Here is a 17,158-nt window from a genome sequence, read left to right on the forward strand (position 1 = left end):
CTACTCATTTATAGTAATCAATAGTCCTTGATAGCTTTTTAATAATGTTCCCTGCTGAACTAATTGCTCTCGTTCTTCAGACTGTGTATCAAAAATAACTGTGCCATTAACTAAATAATGAGGGATTGGAACCGCCTCACCAAAATTAAAAAAGGCGTAAATCGTTTTTTCATTTAATTTGCGTTTATAAGCAATAACATTATCTGGAAGATTTGATAGTCCCTCAAATGTTCCATAAAGTAAGATGTCTGTATAGGGACTCTTTTGACGAAATGCAATCATCCGCTTATAGAAATGAAAAATACTTTGACTATTTTTTATTTCTGCTTCGGCATTGATTTCTTTATAATTATCCACCATTCCTAACCAAGGTTTGACGCTTGAAAAACCGCCATACATAGAATCATTCCATGGAAAAGGCGTGCGGGCATTGTCTCGACTACGCAAATTGACAAGTGACAAGGCTTCTTTGGGCGTAAATCCTTCTTTTATTGCTCGATAGTATTGATCAATGCTAGAAATATCATCGAATTCATCAATCGAACCCCTTTCAAAATTGGTCATTCCTAATTCTTGTCCTTGGTAAATAAAAGGCGTGCCCCTTAAAAAGAAATACATGGCGCCGAATGTTTTAACCGCATTTGGCTGTTGAGCCTGTTCTTTTAAATATTTCGTTGTCGCTCGAGGTTGATCATGATTTTCAATAAAATTTGCACTCCAACCAGCCTCTTGCATGGCTTCTTGCTGTTTGAAAATTAATGTGCGTAAATCATTCCAAGACCAATTGATTCTATAAAACCATTCGCTTCCTGATTTCACATCCAAATCAGCCCATTTGAAGTCAAAAATCATGTCGAAATACCCTGTTTCTCCAATAAATTCTGATAAATTTGGATAATTGACGCCGGCCGCTTCAGCAACTGTGACAATATCAAAACCAGCAAAAGCTTTTTCTCTTAATTCGTTCAGAAAGTCACTCATTCCTGGCATGTTTCTACTAGCTTTTGTTACTTTGGCTAATTGATCTGCCCCATCAGCAGGTAAGTTTGTCCAAGTCAAATCTTTCTTAATAAAATTAATCGCATCTACACGAAAACCAGCAATTCCTTTGTTTAACCAAAAACGAATCATTTGATAGATTTCTTTGCGTAGTTCAGGATTTTCCCAATTTAAATCCGGCTGTTTTTTATGAAAGGCATGAAAGTAGTAGGCATCTTCCCCAGGTAATTTTTCCCAAACACTACCACCGAAGTTAGACCGCCAATTTGTAGGTGCTTCTTGTCCTTCTTTTATAATATAAAAGTCTCGAAAACGACTTTGAGGATTTTTTAAAACATCTTGAAACCAAGCATGTTCATCAGATGTATGGTTTACCACCAAATCTAAAATAACTTTTATGTTTCGTTTTTTTGCTTCTTCAATGAGTTCATCGAAGTCTGCCATTGTACCAAAATCGCTAGAAATACCATAATAGTCTGAAATATCATATCCATTGTCAGCCATTGGCGACGGGTACATTGGACTCAGCCAAATCAGCGTAATTCCTAAATTTTCTAAGTAATCCAGTTTTTGAATAATGCCTTGTAAATCACCAATTCCGTCATTATTACTATCCGAAAAGCTACGTGGATAAATTTGATAGGCCACTTCTTTTTTCCACCAATTTCTGTTCATTCTGGTTCTCCTCACTCTTAAACTAGTCCTGTTAATTTTTTCTGTAACCGTTTTTACATTTTGTATGATACTCGTTTTTGCGTGATATGTCAAACGTTTATCATAAATAAATTTAAATTATAATATTCTTTTGATTTAAATAGATTTATATATGTTATACGTTTGACTTTTTTCTGATTTGTTTATACTATTAGACTAACTACTATTTTCTAATAAAGGAGACATTACTTATGTCAAGCATCATGAACCAATGGACTGATGAATTACGTTATGCGCCTTATTCTTCTTGGACATCTGCTCACCTCGAAAATCTAACTTCTATTATCGCGCAATCTAGTTGGCGTTTTAAGTATCATATTCAACCACAGACAGGACTACTAAATGATCCCAACGGTTTTTCGTATTTCAATAACCAGTGGCATTTATTTTATCAAGCGTTTCCTTTCGGGAGTGTTCACGGACTAAAAAGTTGGGCCCACTTAACTTCCTCCGACTTAATTCACTGGGATTATGAAGGAATTGCCCTTTATCCCGACTCTGAATATGATTCTCATGGCGTCTATTCAGGCTCAGCTTTACCAATAGATAACCAACTATGTTTATTTTATACAGGAAATGTTCGTGATCAAACTTGGCAACGATTTGCATATCAAAATATTGCATGGCTGAATTCTTTAGGTGCGATCACAAAGGAATCAACACCATTCCTACCTATTGACCCCAATTATTCTTCCCATTTTCGTGATCCGATGGTATTTCCTTATCAAGAAGGACTTGTTTTATTAATTGGTGCTAGTGATTTAAATGGACAAGGAAAAATTGTGGTCTATTTTTCTAAAGATCGAAACGTACACAATTTTCATCAACTTGGCGAATTGACGTTCACCGACCAAGAATTAGGCTACATGGTTGAATGCCCCAATTTGGTATTTATTGATGGCCAGCCTGTCTTATTATTTTGCCCACAAGGTCTATCTCCATCTGTAAAAAGTTATCAGAATATCTATCCGAATATGTACACATTGGCCGAAACGTTTGATTTGGAGAATCTTTCTTTAGTTCAGCCTAGGCCTTTTGAAAATTTAGATGAAGGATTTGATGTCTACGCCACTCAAGCCTTTAATGCGCCAGATGGTCGTGCACTTGCGGTCAGTTGGATTGGATTGCCAGAAATCACTTACCCAAGTGATGTGGAGGGTTGGGCAAATGGCTTAAGTCTGGTTAAAGAACTCACAATTCACAACGGGAAACTATTTCAATATCCAGTTTCTGAAACAAAAATGCTTCGTCAATCCGCCACTACTTTATCAAATGGCTGCCATTTTTTATCTACTGCTTCTTTTGAATTAGAAGTGGATATTCCCAAAAATGAGATTGCTTTTATTCGGCTTTTAGCGAACGAAACGGGTTCAAAAGGACTTTTAATTACAATTGATACGATTCATGGTAAAATAACCCTTGATCGAACATTTGCTGGCCAACCTTTTGCTGAAAAGTATGGCACAATTCGTGAAACTAAAATTAGGAAAAATAAGTCAGTTCAGTTAACTATTTTTGTTGATTGCTCTGTTGCAGAAATCTATGTAAATAAAGGTGAAAAAACGATGACTGGTCGCTTCTTTCCAGATAAAGCGCAACAGTATCTTCATCTATCCAAGACGGCAAAAGCTTGTTTTTATGAGCTGGAAAATACGAATAATTAGGAATGATGGTGAATTTTGATGGTGGTTAAATTAACGGATGTAGCAAAGCTTGCTGGGGTGAGCCCGACAACGGTAAGCCGCGTGATTAATAATTATGGTTATCTTAGTCAAAAAACAATTGATAAAGTTCATCAAGCGATGGAAGAATTAAATTATCAACCTAATGGATTAGCCAGAAGCCTCCAAGGAAAAAGTACGCAGCTGATTGGTTTAGTCTTCCCTTCTGTTAGTCATCCATTTTTTGGTGAATTAATTGAAACACTGGAAAGAAAGCTCTTTGTTCAAGGATATAAAGTGATTTTATGTGATAGTGAAAAAGATCCAGAAAAAGAGCGCGCCTATTTACGAATGCTCGCTGCAAATAAAGTGGACGGTGTAATCACTGGTAGCCATAACTTAGCTATTAACGAATATGAAAATGTTTCACTACCTATTGTTTCCTTTGACCGTTTCTTGGCACCTGGCATTCCAATTGTCTCTTCGCAAAACTTTCAAGGGGGCCAAAAAGCCACTGAAGCCTTATTTGCAAGTGGTGCACAAAAGATTGCAATTATTACTGGTGCTAATAACACAGGCGCACCTAGCGATTATCGATTGGCTGGTTATAAACAAACAATGGAAAAATATGGCACAGAAAAAACGATTCTACAAATTGATAATGGAACCTCTACAACATTAAAAAATCTAGAAATCGAACGTTTGCTTCAAAATAAAACTGTAGACGGCATCTTTTGTACCGATGATTTGACAGCAATTACAGTTATGAATATTGCTCAAAAATTGAAGATAGCCATTCCTGAAGAATTAAAAGTAATTGGTTATGATGGGACAAAATTAATCAAAAGAATTGCCCCACAACTATCAACCATTGTGCAGCCAATCGACGAGATGTGTGACGTTATGATTGACTTACTGCTTCGTAGAATGAAGGATCCTGATGTTGCGCTCGAGGAAAATTATCCTATTCCGATTCAGCTATCATTGTCTGAATCCTGTTAAAAAAGACACCTTTTGAGCCGACCCCCAAAAGTTAGACCTAGAAATCTAACTTTTGGAGGTTTTTTTGTATGGCAAAATACAGTTTTGAATTTAAACTTAAACTTGTTCATGACTACTTATCTGGTCAAGGAGGTCTAAGGTTTCTCGCAAAGAAGTATGGGCTTAAAGATAGTTCTCAAATAAGCAAATGGATAAATGCCTATAAAGAACTTGGTGAAGAAGGCCTACTTCGCAGTCGAAAAAATAAGAATTACTCTGTTCAATTTAAGCTAGATGCGATAGAGTTATATTTAACAACAGAGTTGTCCTATCAAGAAGCAGTTAATCTTCTAAAAATGAACAATCCATCATTGATTGCGAATTGGCTTAGAACGTATCAGAAGTTTGGTATAGAGGGACTCTCTAAACAGAAAGGACGTCCACCTACCATGTCTAAAAAGAAACGAAATGAACCCCAACCACTACCAAGTGAACGATCTCAAGTAGAGAAACTAGAAAAAGAAAATAGAATGTTAAAAATTGAGAATGCCTATTTAAAAGAATTGAGGAGACTGCGTTTAGAGGACGAACAAAAAATGAACGAATCGCACGAATCATTCACAGTCTCCGAAGACACTTTCGATTAAAAGATATTTTGGAAACCCTAAGGTTTCCAAAATCTACTTACATGTACTGGCAAAAACGCCTCGACAGAACAGCTTCAACACAAATCATCGAAGAAGAAATTCAAGCGATTCGTAAAAAACATCAACATTATGGCTATAGAAGGATGACCCAAGAATTGAAACGACGTGGATTTCAAGTGAATAAAAAGAAAGTCCAGCGATTAATACAAAAGTTAAAGTTACAAGTCAAAGCTTTTACTAAGAAATCCAGAAAATATAATTCCTATAAAGGAACCGTTGGTAAAATCGCTAAAAATTTGATTCGTCGCCGATTTAAAACCTCTGTTCCTCATCAAAAAATTACAACTGATACAACTGAATTTAAGTACTTTGAAGCAGATAACGCAGGCATCTTTCGTCAGAAAAAACTATACTTAGATCCATTTATGGATATGTATAATAGTGAAATTCTAAGCTATAGCCTTTCTACTCAACCAAATGGTAAAACAGTTATGGAAGGTCTGAAAGAAGCAATTTCTCAAACAAATGATTGTCCCTATCGGCGCACCTTTCACTCTGATCAAGGCTGGGCTTATCAAATGAATGTCTATATACAAGCATTAAAGGACAACAATATCTTTCAAAGTATGTCTCGAAAAGGAACCTGTTTAGATAATTCTCCTATGGAGAATTTCTTCAGTATCCTAAAACAAGAAGTGTACTATGGAAAAATCTATCAAAGTCAAAATGAATTGAGAGAAGCAATTGAGAACTACATTTATTATTACAATCATCACCGAATCAAGGAAAAACTTAACTGGAAAAGCCCAGTAGAATTTCGACAATTCAATCAAAAAACTGCATAAAAATAGAGTGGAAAAATCCACTCTATAAAAAGTCTAACTTTTTGGGGTCACTACATTTTCAGGTGTCTTTTTTTATTCTTAATTCCTCATTTGCCCATTTCCCCTTAATTCCAAAGCACAGAGATTAAATAATACAACAACATGATCCCTACAAATACACCGAGCATTAGTAAAACATACCACCAATTTTTGGCGCTATAGGTTTCATTTTTATCTTTTTCGGTTCGTTTCCCGGCAGCCCATTTCCATAAATCGTAATTATTCATCTCTCTCACCACCTTTAATGGGTTTGTTAACTTAAGTCTAACACGGAATGAGAGAACTTGAAAACAAAAGGATCACCCGCTTATGCCAACGGATGATCCTTTTGGGGCACTATTCTTCTGGTAACCCATTATTTTTAATCACTGATTGGTACCAATAAAAACTATCTTTTTTAATGCGTCGTAAATCTTTTAACTCATGGTCTTCACGATTGACGTAAATAAAACCGTAGCGTTTTTTGAATCCTTGATGAGAACTTAAAATATCCATGACCGACCAAGGGCAATAGCCAAACAACTCAACACCGTCAGAAATAGCCGCATGACAAGCAGCAATATGGTCATGCAAATACGCAATTCGATAGTCATCATGAACTTTTCCGTCCTCTGTTAGGCGATCTGGTGTGCCTAAGCCGTTTTCTGTAATGATTAACGGTAAACGGTATTGACGATAATAATCATTTAAAACTAAACGTAGACCAGTTGGATCAATTTGGGCACCATACTTAGAGGTTTTTAAATGTTGATTTTTTTCGATTTTGAAATAACCGTATAGATCAAAATCAATGTCCTTTTCTTTCGTACCCAATGGGTGTTGCTCATCTGTCGGTAAATAGCTAGCGACTAACGTCCGATAATAATTAAGAGCGATAAAATCTGGTTTAGCGGCTTTCAAAATTGCTTGATCTTCTGGCTGTGTTTCGGGATAAATGCCGCATTTGGTCAAATACTCTTGATAGTAACCTGGGTATTCGCCAAAACAATACATTTCTAGAGCGTAATTCGTTTTAAAGTTATCATTCATACGAGCTGCCCAAACATCTTCAGGCTTATTGGAACTAGGATAAGTCATCGTTGAGGAAACAGAGGGACCGACTTTTCCCCCAGCAACCAATTGGTGACAATCATTCGTCGCTAACGCATGGGCAACAAACATATGGTAATCCATTTGTGCACGAATTTTTTCAACATTTTCTGGTGCAACATCGTACATATTCATTCGTTCATCAACACGAATCATTAAGTTTTGTTCGTTCGTAACTTGCCAATTTTTGACTCGATCACCAAACGCTTGATAACAAACTTGCGCATAGCGTTGAAATGCGGAAACGCAGCGACGATCCGCCCAACCATTGTATTTTTCCACCAATGCAAAAGGTAAATCAAAATGATAAAGTGTGACAAACGGCAAAATATCGTTTTCTAAAAGTGTATCAATGACAGCATTATAAAAATCGATGCCGGCTTGATTGATTTCGCCATCACCTGTTGGAATGATTCGTGCCCATGAAAGAGAAAAACGATAGGTTTTTAAGCCTAATTCTTTCATTAACGCAATGTCCTCTTTGAAACGATGGTAAAAATCGCTGGCGACTTTCGTATCTGCTTGTACAGCTGACTTTTTAAAAGAATTGTAATCAGCAACTGTTAGGCCTTTGCCGTCCTCATTCCAAGCGCCCTCAATTTGAAAAGCGGAGGAAGAAGCGCCCCATAAAAAATCGTTCTTAAATTGTTTAACCATTAGTTTTGCTCCTTTACTTGCATGAAAAATAAATTTGTTTGTGGTGTAATCTCTGTTTGTTTGGTTGTCTCAATTATAGCCATTTCCGCAGTATTTGTTACGATGACTAAGACGGTTGGATCATAACCAGCAGCTTGGATGATTTGTTTATCAAAAGAGAGCAGTTTTTGTCCTAGTCTGACCCTTTCTCCTGCTTTTACGAACCTCTCAAATCCTCGTCCTTTTAATTCGACTGTATTGATTCCAATGTGAAGAAGGATTTCAGCACCATTGTCTAACTTTAAGCCAATTGCATGATGAGTTGGATATAAAGCCGTCACTTGCCCATTTCCTGGTGAAACAATTTGTTCCTCTGTCGGATAAATAGCTAGCGTTTTTCCCATTTGTTGAGAAGCAAAGACTTCATTGTTGATTTGGTCTAAAGATACGAGTTGTCCTTGAACAGGTGCTTGAATCCATTGTTTTTCTTTGACTGTCGTTGCCTCTGTCTTTAGGACTGGTTCTTGACGTGACTCGTCAAGCGGTAAATCATTAAAGCCTAGAAAAATCGTTAATAGAAATGCACCAAAAAAAGCAATGCCACAACCTAATAAATAACAAATAAAGGCTTTGGTTCCTGCTTCTGCGTAAACTGGGATGGTCAAGAGTCCTTGGTTAGCGAAGGCTGTCCCATAGGAGCCGCCCCAGCCCATTAAGGCCCCGCCTGCTGCTCCGCTAGCCACCGCATAAATCATCGGTTTTTTTAGCCGCAAGTTTGCCCCATAAATGGCTGGTTCTGTGATACCAAATAATGCAGTCACTGTTGCAGAGGCAGCAACAGCTTTCAAGTCTTTATTTTTTGTGCGGACAAACACGCCAAATGCGGCGCCCGCTTGAGAAAAGTTCGCTGCACCAGCAAACGCTAGCAAATTTTGCCGTCCTGTTCGAGCGACATCATTAATCCCAATTGGCACAAGCCCACGGTGAGCCCCAAAAATGACTAAGACACACCAAATTCCGCCGATAAAACCGCCTAACAAGATGGGACTAAAATTCATTATATAATAATACAACCAATTCACGCCGTCACCTAAATAAATCCCTATCGGTCCAAATAATAATAAAGTGGCTGGAATCATTAAAAGTAATGACAGCGTAGGAACCATAATAATTTTTAGAACTTCTGGAATCACTTTTTCCAAAAAGCGTTGTACATAAGCTAAAATAAAAATTGCAAGAATAATAGGAATTACTGTGGAAACATAATTGGCTTTGGTCACATGTAATCCAAACAAGGTAACCGCTGATTCTTCAGTCATTAATGAAACGATGGTTGGATAACATAAGGTGGCACCAATTACCATGGCGATATATTCGTTTGTTTTGAAAACCTTAGCAGCTGAATAACCTAAAATAACTGGCATAAAATAAAAAAGTGCATCGGAAGCGGCGCTTAAAATAATATACGTATTCAAAGGTTTTAAATCGACCTGGTAAAAATTGTTTGCGACCATCACAGCGATGGCTAGAATTCCTTTTAACATGCCTGAAGCGGCAATTGCTGGTACGACAGGTGTGAAAATCGCGGCAACAGTATTTAAAATTCGATTACCTAATGAATTTTTTTCTTTTGTGGATGTTTTGGTCGTAAGTTGCTGAGCCAACAAAGGTTCTAGAGCATTATAGACATGCGCGACTTTATTGCCTAAAACCACTTGATACTGCCCGCCGCTTTCAACAACAGAAATGACACCTTCTGTTTGTAGTAAGGCTTCTTTCTTCGCTTGTTTCGTATCTTTCAATACGAAACGCAATCGTGTATAACAATGTGTGACATCCACGATATTGTCTTTGCCACCTACGTCTTTCAAAATTTCTTTTGCTATTGCTTGGTAGTCCATGGTGACCACTCCTTATCTATAAAATAACAGCTCAATAAAAAAGACCAAATCACACATGCACGTTTCAGCAAACACACTCAATATTTGCTCGTCGTGAATGTCCCTTTGATCTGATCTACGTAATAACTATGTTTCTCACGATAGAATAGCTGATTGAATTTATTTTTAATTTACCATTATTTAGAGGGATTATCAATGAATTAGGTAGACCAACTCAGTGTTTTGTTACTAAAATCAGCAGTGAAAATAGTAGTTTACTACATTCACTGCTGATTTATTTAATTACAAGACTGGTGACAACAAGCGTGAAAAGTTTTGCTTGAAGCGTAGCCAGTACCCTTGTTTTTTTATTATCTCGTCGGTTAATAAGACACTTTTTTCTATATCTTCTTCAAAGACTTGCGCTAACATCCACGCAATGTCGGGATTGTAAATAAACGTACTCACCTCAAAATTCAATGAATAACTGCGAATATCTTGGTTTGTTGTCCCAACCATAGCTAATTCATCATCAATCACCATTGTTTTTGCATGAATAAACCCACTATCATAAATATAAATTTTAATGCCGCGTTTGTGTAAGTAATTCGCGTAATATTGTGTTGCGCGGTAAATAAAGGGATGGTCAGGCATACAAGGAATCATAATTCGCACGTCGACACCTGAACGAACTGCCACTAACAACGCATTAATCATACTATCGTCAGGGATTAAATACGGTGTTTGAATCCAGACACTCTTTTCTGCAGAAAAAATCATCCGAACAAACCCGCTTTTCAAAATTTCTTCTTCTGAATCAGGACCATCTGAAACAACTTGTAAGGACAAATGCTCCACTTCATGATCTTCTGGTAATTTAAAATATTTTTCATGATACGTCATACGTTCTTCAGGATATTTGACTGAAGCATTCCAATCCATGATAAATATCTCTTGCAATGAAAATACGGCCGTCCCGACCAAACGAATATGGGTATCTCGCCAGTAACCAAATTTTTCGGTGACATTCAAATATTGATCCCCAACATTGAACCCGCCGGTCCAGCCAATTTTCCCATCGATGACAACAATTTTCCGATGCAAGTGATAATTTAGACGTGTTTTACGGATCATATCGCGAGAAGTAATAAAGGGAGCTACTTTTCCTCCAGCGTCAACGTAACGAGCAAAAAACTTTTTATTTGCGCCGGGTGAACCCCAAGGATCGTAAATTAAGTAAACTTCCACGCCTTCATGCAACTTTTCGATTAATACATCTAAAAATTGATTGCCAATTGTGTCATTAAAAAACGCATAATACTCCACATGAACGGTTTCTTTCGCTGCACGAATATCTTCAAATAATGCTTGGAATTTTTCTTGGCCATCTGTGAATAATTGCAAACTATTTCTTTTGGCCAACGGTGATGCGTCCATATTCCGGAAATAACGATTTAAAACTTTCGCATCATAAAGTAAATCATAACGTTTATCGCGCCCTGCTTTTTTGTTATCAACGTCCACTTTTTCTTTAATTCGTTGAACCATTTGTTTTTCATCATCAGACAATTTAAAAACTTCTTGTCCATCGATACCTCGTCCACAGAATAAGTAAATAATAAAGCCGATACCAGGCAAGAAAATCAACGTCATCATCCATGCTAAAACGCTGGAAATACTACGAGGTTTTCTAAAAACAGTAATTAAGGCAGCAATAACGTTAATTACTAATAAAAATAACAAAATCCAAACAAAAATTTTCATCGCTTACCTCCTTCTTACTTCATACTAAGATTATATCAAATAACAGTTAAATTAGGCGAATAATATGAGCGAGTATTCAAAAAAAGAATTCATTTCTATAAGTGTTTCGCCTTTGATTCTCAGTTTTTCTGTACTATAATGAGGGCTGGATGTAAAGATTTTGAAAAGAGGTACTTATTTTATGGTCGTTGATTTGAAAATGTTAGCTATGATTTTTATCATTAATTTTGCGTATATTACCTTAAATACTATTCGTTTTATGTTAACGATGAAAGGTTATCGGGTTATTGCACCGCTGGTTAGTATGGCTGAAATAACAATTTATGTCTTAGGGCTAAGTATGGTTCTGAATCGGTTAGACAATCCTTTAAATTTACTTGTTTATGCGCTTGGTTACGCTGTTGGCATTAGTGTAGGAATTAAAATCGAAGACTATTTGGCCTTGGGTTATATTATGGTATCGGTTATCCTCCCTTCTACTACTGAACAATTTCATTTACCAGAAACACTTCGTGAACACGGCTATGGTGTTACACAAAGTGTTGCCTACGGACGCGAAGGAGAACGAATGGTTTTAGAAATTCTTTCCCCAAGAAAAAACGAACGTACATTGTACAAATTAATCAATCAATTAGAGCCGAGAGCATTTATCATTTCCTATGAGCCTAAGTTCATTTCCGGTGGTTTTTGGACGAAAAAAGTTCGCAAAAGAAATGACGCCATTTCTCACTAAGAAGCGGCGTCATTTCTTGTTATTGATTTTTAGTTTACATAATAAAATTATCGTAACTTTAATTTATTCTAAGATAACTTAGAGAGTTCGTACCTAGTTGCTCAATCAATTGTTGCATAAAAACTAAGCGTTCGATGGCCGATCGGTTAGCAATTTTTTCATAATAAAATGCTAGAATATCTGACTGTGCTTCTAAAGGCTCGGCTTGTTCCGTTGCTACTGGTAAAAGGAGTTTTAAGTGGTCCTGGTCAATCGTAATCACTTGGGTCAAGTGCAAACTTTCTTGAAAAATATTAGGCACAGTACTGACTTTGCGGCCTCGCAGAGCTTGTTTAATGACTCTTCTCGCTTGCGAAAGATAGTATTCAGGATTTACGTCCCCTAGCAAGTCATATAAAGCGCTGAAGGCTTCTGGTAAGGCTTCCTCTTTGCCCAAATAATCAAAATAACGCGGCATTGTTGGAACCTCTGTCTTCTCTTTTTCAAGCGTAATTATAGATAGTTGTGCCGAGGCCAATCTTTGTTTTTGATAAAATGAGGGGCCACCGCTCACGCCAAAAAAATAGTCTTCCTCTTCTGGAAACACTTGTGGCCAAAAAGATTCAGCTAGCCAAAATAATTGCTCTGTTACAGTTCCTTTAAACTTAGGAAGTTCGTCTTCAGCCATGGTCAAACTCGCAACTTCAGCTGCCGTATAAATAGGAAAATTCAAACGATATTGACGATTTTCCCGAATGATTAACTGACAATCAATCATTTCTGATAAAAATTGTTCTAACTTGGCTTCTGTTGCAAAGGCCGCTTTTAATTGTCTTAAAATGATTCTTTCTTCCCGATGTTCATACATAAAAGTAACAAGAGGGAAAAAAAGTGATTGGTTGAGCAAATGATTGTATTGTTTCGTTTGTTGCGGAGAATGATAGTAAATTGCTAAATCATTCATGTTAACGCCCCTTTACTATTGAAGCGCCTAAGCAACAAGGAATTTATCGCGTTGCTTAGGCGCTTACGGTTTTAGTTAAAGACTTCTGTTAATTGTGGTACTACTTGTTTTTTACGAGAAACAACGCCTGGTAAGAACGCACGATTGTTAACTAGTGTTACATTGAACGCTGCTTCAATTTTGGCCTGTTCCGCACCAATCGCTAATAATTCAGAATCACTGTCTAAGATATTCGTAATAATTAAGACAAACAAGTCATAATTATTGGCTGCATTTTCTGCGGCCATAGCTGCTTCTAATTCAGCTTGACGATCTAAAACTTCTGCTAAGTCGACGGTATTTACTTGGGCAACGCGAACTGTTTTGCCGTTCATTGGGAAGCTCTTAGCATCTAAATCTAAAAGAACTTCAGCTGATTTATCGCTTAAATTTGTTCCTGCTTTTAATAAGTCAAGACCATAGCCTTCTAAATTAATTTCAGCAATATCAGCTAGGGCGTGCGCTGCATCGATGTCTTCTTGTGTGCAAGTTGGTGATTTAAATAATAATGTATCAGAAATAATCGCTGAGACCATCATACCAGCAATTTGAGCTGGAATTGTCACGTTATTTTCTTTAAACATTTTATAGATGATTGTACTGGTACACCCTACTGGTTCTGCACGATAATACAATGGATCTGCTGTTTCGAAGTTGGCAATCCGGTGATGATCCACTACTGCTAAAATGTTTACTTCAGCGATATCTGAAATGCTTTGTTGGAATTCGTTATGATCCACTAACATGACTTGGTTTGTTTCGCTAGCTGCTTCAGTGACAACACGTGGTGCTTCAATATTGAAGTAATCTAAGGCATATTGTGTTTCTTCACTTGGTGTTCCTAAAGCGACAGCTTCTGTCTCTTTTCCTAATTCTTTTTGTAAGTAAGCAAAACTAATTGCTGCTCCGATAGCATCTGTATCAGGATTTTGGTGTCCAAAAACTAAAATTTTTGACATAATACACACTCCTTGGTTTTGATTCACTCTTAATGATAACAAAAAATAGAAAAGAAACAACAAAAAAATTGTCTTCTTTTCTATTTTTTCGTTTGTTAACGTGCTAGATAACCTTGATAGTCCTCGACATGTAGTAGTTTTTTCGCATTTTCAACACGATCATTTTTAGGAGGTTCAATTCCTTCTAATGGATAAGGAATACCTAGTTCTTCCCATTTGTACTTGCCCATCGTATGGTAAGGAAGCACTTCAACTTTATCTACATTGTTTAATGTTTTTATGAAGGCATCCAGACGGATTAAATATTCGTCGTAATCACTACGTTGAGGCACCAATACGTGGCGAATCCAAACAGGTTTGTCAATTTCAGATAAATAGGTAGCCATTTCCAAAATATTATCATTTGATTGCGTTGTTAACAGTTTATGCTGCTCGTTATCAATATGTTTGATGTCGAATAAGAGTAAATCTGTGTACTTCATCAATTCATCAAATTGACTAATGAAGGGTTCTTCCCGAGTAAAAGGTTTGCCACACGTATCTAAGGTTGTATGAATGCCTTGTGCTTTGGCTTTTTTAAATAAATCGATTAAAAAGTCCATTTGCAATAGCGGCTCGCCACCACTGACAGTGATACCACCCTTTTCGCCCCAATAAGAGCGAAAACGTAATGCTTCCTCTAATACTTCGTCAGTCGTCACCACACGACCACCGGAACCAATTTTCCAAGTATCTGGATTATGACAGAATTGACATCTCATGCGACACCCTTGTGTAAATACGATAAAACGGACACCTGGGCCATCAACGGTACCAAAATTTTCTGTTGAATGAATTCTACCTGTAACTGGTGTTGTCATAATGATCCCTCTTCTTTCAAACGAAAAGGATGACACGTTAAATGTCACCCTTTCAGTTAAATAATGTAAATGTTTTTTATAGTCTGTCGTGTGAAGTTCTTGAGATAACGTCTGCTTGTTGTTCAGGAGTTAAGTCACGGAATTTCACGGCATATCCAGATACACGGATAGTTAAGTTTGGATATTTTTCTGGATGTGCTTGTGCATCTAATAATAATTCGTTTGTAAATACGTTTACGTTTAAGTGGTAACCACCTTTATCGAAGTAGCCATCTAATACGTTACGTAAGTTGTTAATTCTTGTGTCGTCGTCTTTACCTAAACCATTAGGGTTGATGGTTTGTGTATTAGAAATACCATCTAAAGCGATTGTATATTCTAAACGAGCTGTTGAGTTTAATGAAGCTAACAAGCCATTTTTCTCACCTAAGAATTTACCGTCTTGATAACTTGGGTTCGCACCTGGTGCAAGAGGTTTGCCAGCACGACGTCCGTCAGGCGTGTTCCCTGTTGCTTTACCATAAACAACGTTTGAAGTGATTGTTAATAATGAAGTCGTTGGTTTAGAGTTACGGTAAGTGTGTTGACGTTTAATTTGTGTCATAAAGTAATCTAAAATCCAGTTAGCCATTGCATCGGCTTCTTCGTTATCGTTTCCGTATGTTGGGAATTCTTTTGTTGGTACATAATCAATTGCCATACCATCTTCGTCACGGATTACTTCTACTTCACCGTGTTTAATTGCCATGATACTATCAGTCGCATGAGAGATTCCGGCAATACCAGTTGCGAATGTCCGTTGTAAATCAGTATCCATTAAAGCTAATTGTGGTGCTTCATATGCATATTTATCATGCATGTAATGAATAATGTTTAATGTGTTAACGTACAATTCAGCTAACCAGTCTAAGATGTCTTTATAGCGTTCCATGAATTCGTGGTAATCTAATTTGTCACCAGTCATTGGACGATATTTTGGTGCTACTTGCATTTTAGTTTTTTCGTCGACCCCGCCGTTAATTGCATAAAGAACAGCTTTCGCTAAGTTCGCACGAGCGCCGAAGAATTGCATATCTTTACCCATAACTGTTGCAGAAACACAACATGCGATTGCACAGTCGTCAGAGCCCCAGTTTTCACGTAATAAGTCATCGTTTTCAAATTGGATAGATGAGCTTTCTTTCGCGATTTTAGCTGCATATGTTCTGAAGCCTTCTGGTAAGTGAGAAGAATACAATACAGTTAAGTTCGGTTCTGGAGATGGTCCCATGTTTGTTAAGGTGTGTAAGATACGGAAGTCATTTTTGGTAACTAATGAACGACCGTCAATACCCATACCAGCAATAGATAATGTTGCCCAAATTGGATAACCAGAGAATAATTGGTTGTATTCTGGTGTCCGTGCAAATTTAACCATACGTAATTTCATGATTAAATGGTCAATCATTTCTTGTGCTTCAAATTCAGTGATTAAACCAGCTTCTAAGTCACGTTGGATATAGATATCTAAGAATGCTGAGATACGACCAATTGACATTGCCGCACCATTTTGAGATTTAATGGCACCTAGGTAACCAAAGTATAACCATTGGATTGCTTCTTGCGCATTTGCAGCAGGACGAGAAATATCGAAACCATAAGAAGCAGCCATTTGTTTTAAGTCATTTAACGCACGGTATTGTTCAGAAATTTCTTCACGTAAGCGAATAACATCGTCTGTCATTTCTTTGTTACCAGTGTTATCATGATCTTTTTTCTTTTGTTCCATTAAGTAGTCGATACCATATAATGCGATACGACGATAGTCACCGATAATACGGCCACGGCCATAAGCATCTGGAAGACCAGTAATGATTTTGTTTTTACGTGCTAAACGCATTTCAGCTGTGTAGGCATCAAAAACACCTTGGTTATGTGTTTTTCTGTATTCTGTGAAGATTTTTGTCATTTCTTCGTCAGTTTCATAACCATTTGAAACTAAGGCATTGTTCGCCATTTTAATACCACCGAATGGCATAAATGCTTGTTTTAATGGTACATCTGTTTGTAAACCGACAATTTTTTCTTCTTCTTTGATTAAGTAACCAGGTTCATGTGACGTAATAGTTGCTGGGATATCGCTATCCATGTCATAAACGCCATTTTTTTCATGTTGGATTTCAAATAATTCTTGTAGTTTTGTCCATAATTTGTCAGTGCTCGGAGCGATTGGTTCTAAGAAACTGTCGTCGCCTTTGTACTCTGTGTAGTTGTTTTGAATAAAATCACGAGTGTCAACGCTTGTTCTCCATTTGTCGCCTTTAAAGCCTTCCCATTGTTTCATGAAGTGTTTGCCTCCTTAGTTAACTGCTACTTGATTGTATGTAACA

12 protein-coding genes and 1 pseudogene are annotated in these 17,158 nt (G+C 37.1%); 4 read left to right on the plus strand and 9 right to left on the minus strand.

Going from position 1 to position 17,158, the window contains the following annotated elements:
* A complete protein-coding gene (locus tag IGJ20_RS07105; RefSeq protein ID WP_010824667.1) occupies window positions 1–1,674 on the minus strand; it encodes a glycoside hydrolase family 13 protein in 1,674 nt (557 codons plus the stop codon).
* Window positions 1,675–1,916: 242 nt separating this feature from the next.
* Here IGJ20_RS07105 and IGJ20_RS07110 point away from each other — a divergent pair, with 242 nt between their 5' ends.
* The 3 genes and pseudogenes from IGJ20_RS07110 (at window position 1,917) to IGJ20_RS07120 (ending at window position 5,847) form a co-directional block, all read left to right on the plus strand.
* On the plus strand, window positions 1,917–3,377 hold the full coding sequence (locus IGJ20_RS07110) for a sucrose-6-phosphate hydrolase (RefSeq protein WP_126254702.1): 1,461 nt from the start codon (window positions 1,917–1,919) through the stop codon (window positions 3,375–3,377).
* A gap of 18 nt (window positions 3,378–3,395) precedes the next feature.
* Window positions 3,396–4,376, plus strand: a complete 981-nt coding sequence (locus IGJ20_RS07115) for a LacI family DNA-binding transcriptional regulator (RefSeq protein ID WP_010822829.1) — start codon at window positions 3,396–3,398, stop codon at window positions 4,374–4,376.
* 68 nt (window positions 4,377–4,444) lie between these two features.
* Window positions 4,445–5,847, plus strand: a pseudogene (locus IGJ20_RS07120) (IS3 family transposase).
* A 104-nt stretch (window positions 5,848–5,951) separates the two neighbouring features.
* Here IGJ20_RS07120 and IGJ20_RS07125 read toward each other — a convergent pair.
* From IGJ20_RS07125 to cls, 4 genes are all read right to left on the minus strand, one after another.
* Window positions 5,952–6,113 (minus strand): hypothetical protein, encoded by a 162-nt coding sequence (locus IGJ20_RS07125; protein WP_002361843.1) that lies wholly within the window; start codon window positions 6,111–6,113, stop codon window positions 5,952–5,954.
* Between the two features lie 109 nt (window positions 6,114–6,222).
* Window positions 6,223–7,632 carry a glycoside hydrolase family 1 protein gene (locus IGJ20_RS07130; protein WP_126254610.1) on the minus strand — a complete coding sequence of 470 codons (1,410 nt, stop codon included), beginning with the start codon at window positions 7,630–7,632 and terminating at the stop codon, window positions 6,223–6,225.
* Window positions 7,632–9,512, minus strand: a complete 1,881-nt coding sequence (locus tag IGJ20_RS07135; protein ID WP_126254611.1) for a beta-glucoside-specific PTS transporter subunit IIABC — start codon at window positions 9,510–9,512, stop codon at window positions 7,632–7,634. The genes IGJ20_RS07130 and IGJ20_RS07135 overlap by 1 nt, the downstream gene beginning before the upstream one ends.
* Window positions 9,513–9,794: 282 nt before the next feature.
* A complete protein-coding gene (gene cls / locus IGJ20_RS07140) occupies window positions 9,795–11,255 on the minus strand; it encodes a cardiolipin synthase (RefSeq protein WP_002371124.1) in 1,461 nt (486 codons plus the stop codon).
* Between the two features lie 181 nt (window positions 11,256–11,436).
* Between cls and IGJ20_RS07145 the strand changes: the two genes are divergently transcribed.
* Complete coding sequence (locus IGJ20_RS07145; protein ID WP_002361848.1) at window positions 11,437–11,988, plus strand: DUF2179 domain-containing protein; 552 nt, start codon at window positions 11,437–11,439, stop codon at window positions 11,986–11,988.
* Between the two features lie 58 nt (window positions 11,989–12,046).
* Here the strand turns inward: IGJ20_RS07145 and IGJ20_RS07150 are convergent, their stop codons facing one another.
* From IGJ20_RS07150 to pflB, 4 genes are all read right to left on the minus strand, one after another.
* On the minus strand, window positions 12,047–12,931 hold the full coding sequence (locus IGJ20_RS07150) for a DUF1803 domain-containing protein (RefSeq protein ID WP_002396319.1): 885 nt from the start codon (window positions 12,929–12,931) through the stop codon (window positions 12,047–12,049).
* Between the two features lie 71 nt (window positions 12,932–13,002).
* Window positions 13,003–13,929: a manganese-dependent inorganic pyrophosphatase gene (locus IGJ20_RS07155; RefSeq protein ID WP_002360265.1), complete on the minus strand. Its 927-nt coding sequence runs from the start codon at window positions 13,927–13,929 to the stop codon at window positions 13,003–13,005.
* Window positions 13,930–14,024: 95 nt separating this feature from the next.
* Window positions 14,025–14,789 (minus strand): pyruvate formate-lyase-activating protein, encoded by a 765-nt coding sequence (gene pflA / locus IGJ20_RS07160; RefSeq protein WP_002357530.1) that lies wholly within the window; start codon window positions 14,787–14,789, stop codon window positions 14,025–14,027.
* Between the two features lie 76 nt (window positions 14,790–14,865).
* A complete protein-coding gene (pflB, locus tag IGJ20_RS07165) occupies window positions 14,866–17,112 on the minus strand; it encodes a formate C-acetyltransferase (RefSeq protein ID WP_002357529.1) in 2,247 nt (748 codons plus the stop codon).
* Window positions 17,113–17,158 lie beyond the last annotated feature (46 nt).

It is taken from the genome of Enterococcus sp. DIV0294 (assembly GCF_050558155.1).
GTDB lineage: Bacteria > Bacillota > Bacilli > Lactobacillales > Enterococcaceae > Enterococcus > Enterococcus faecalis.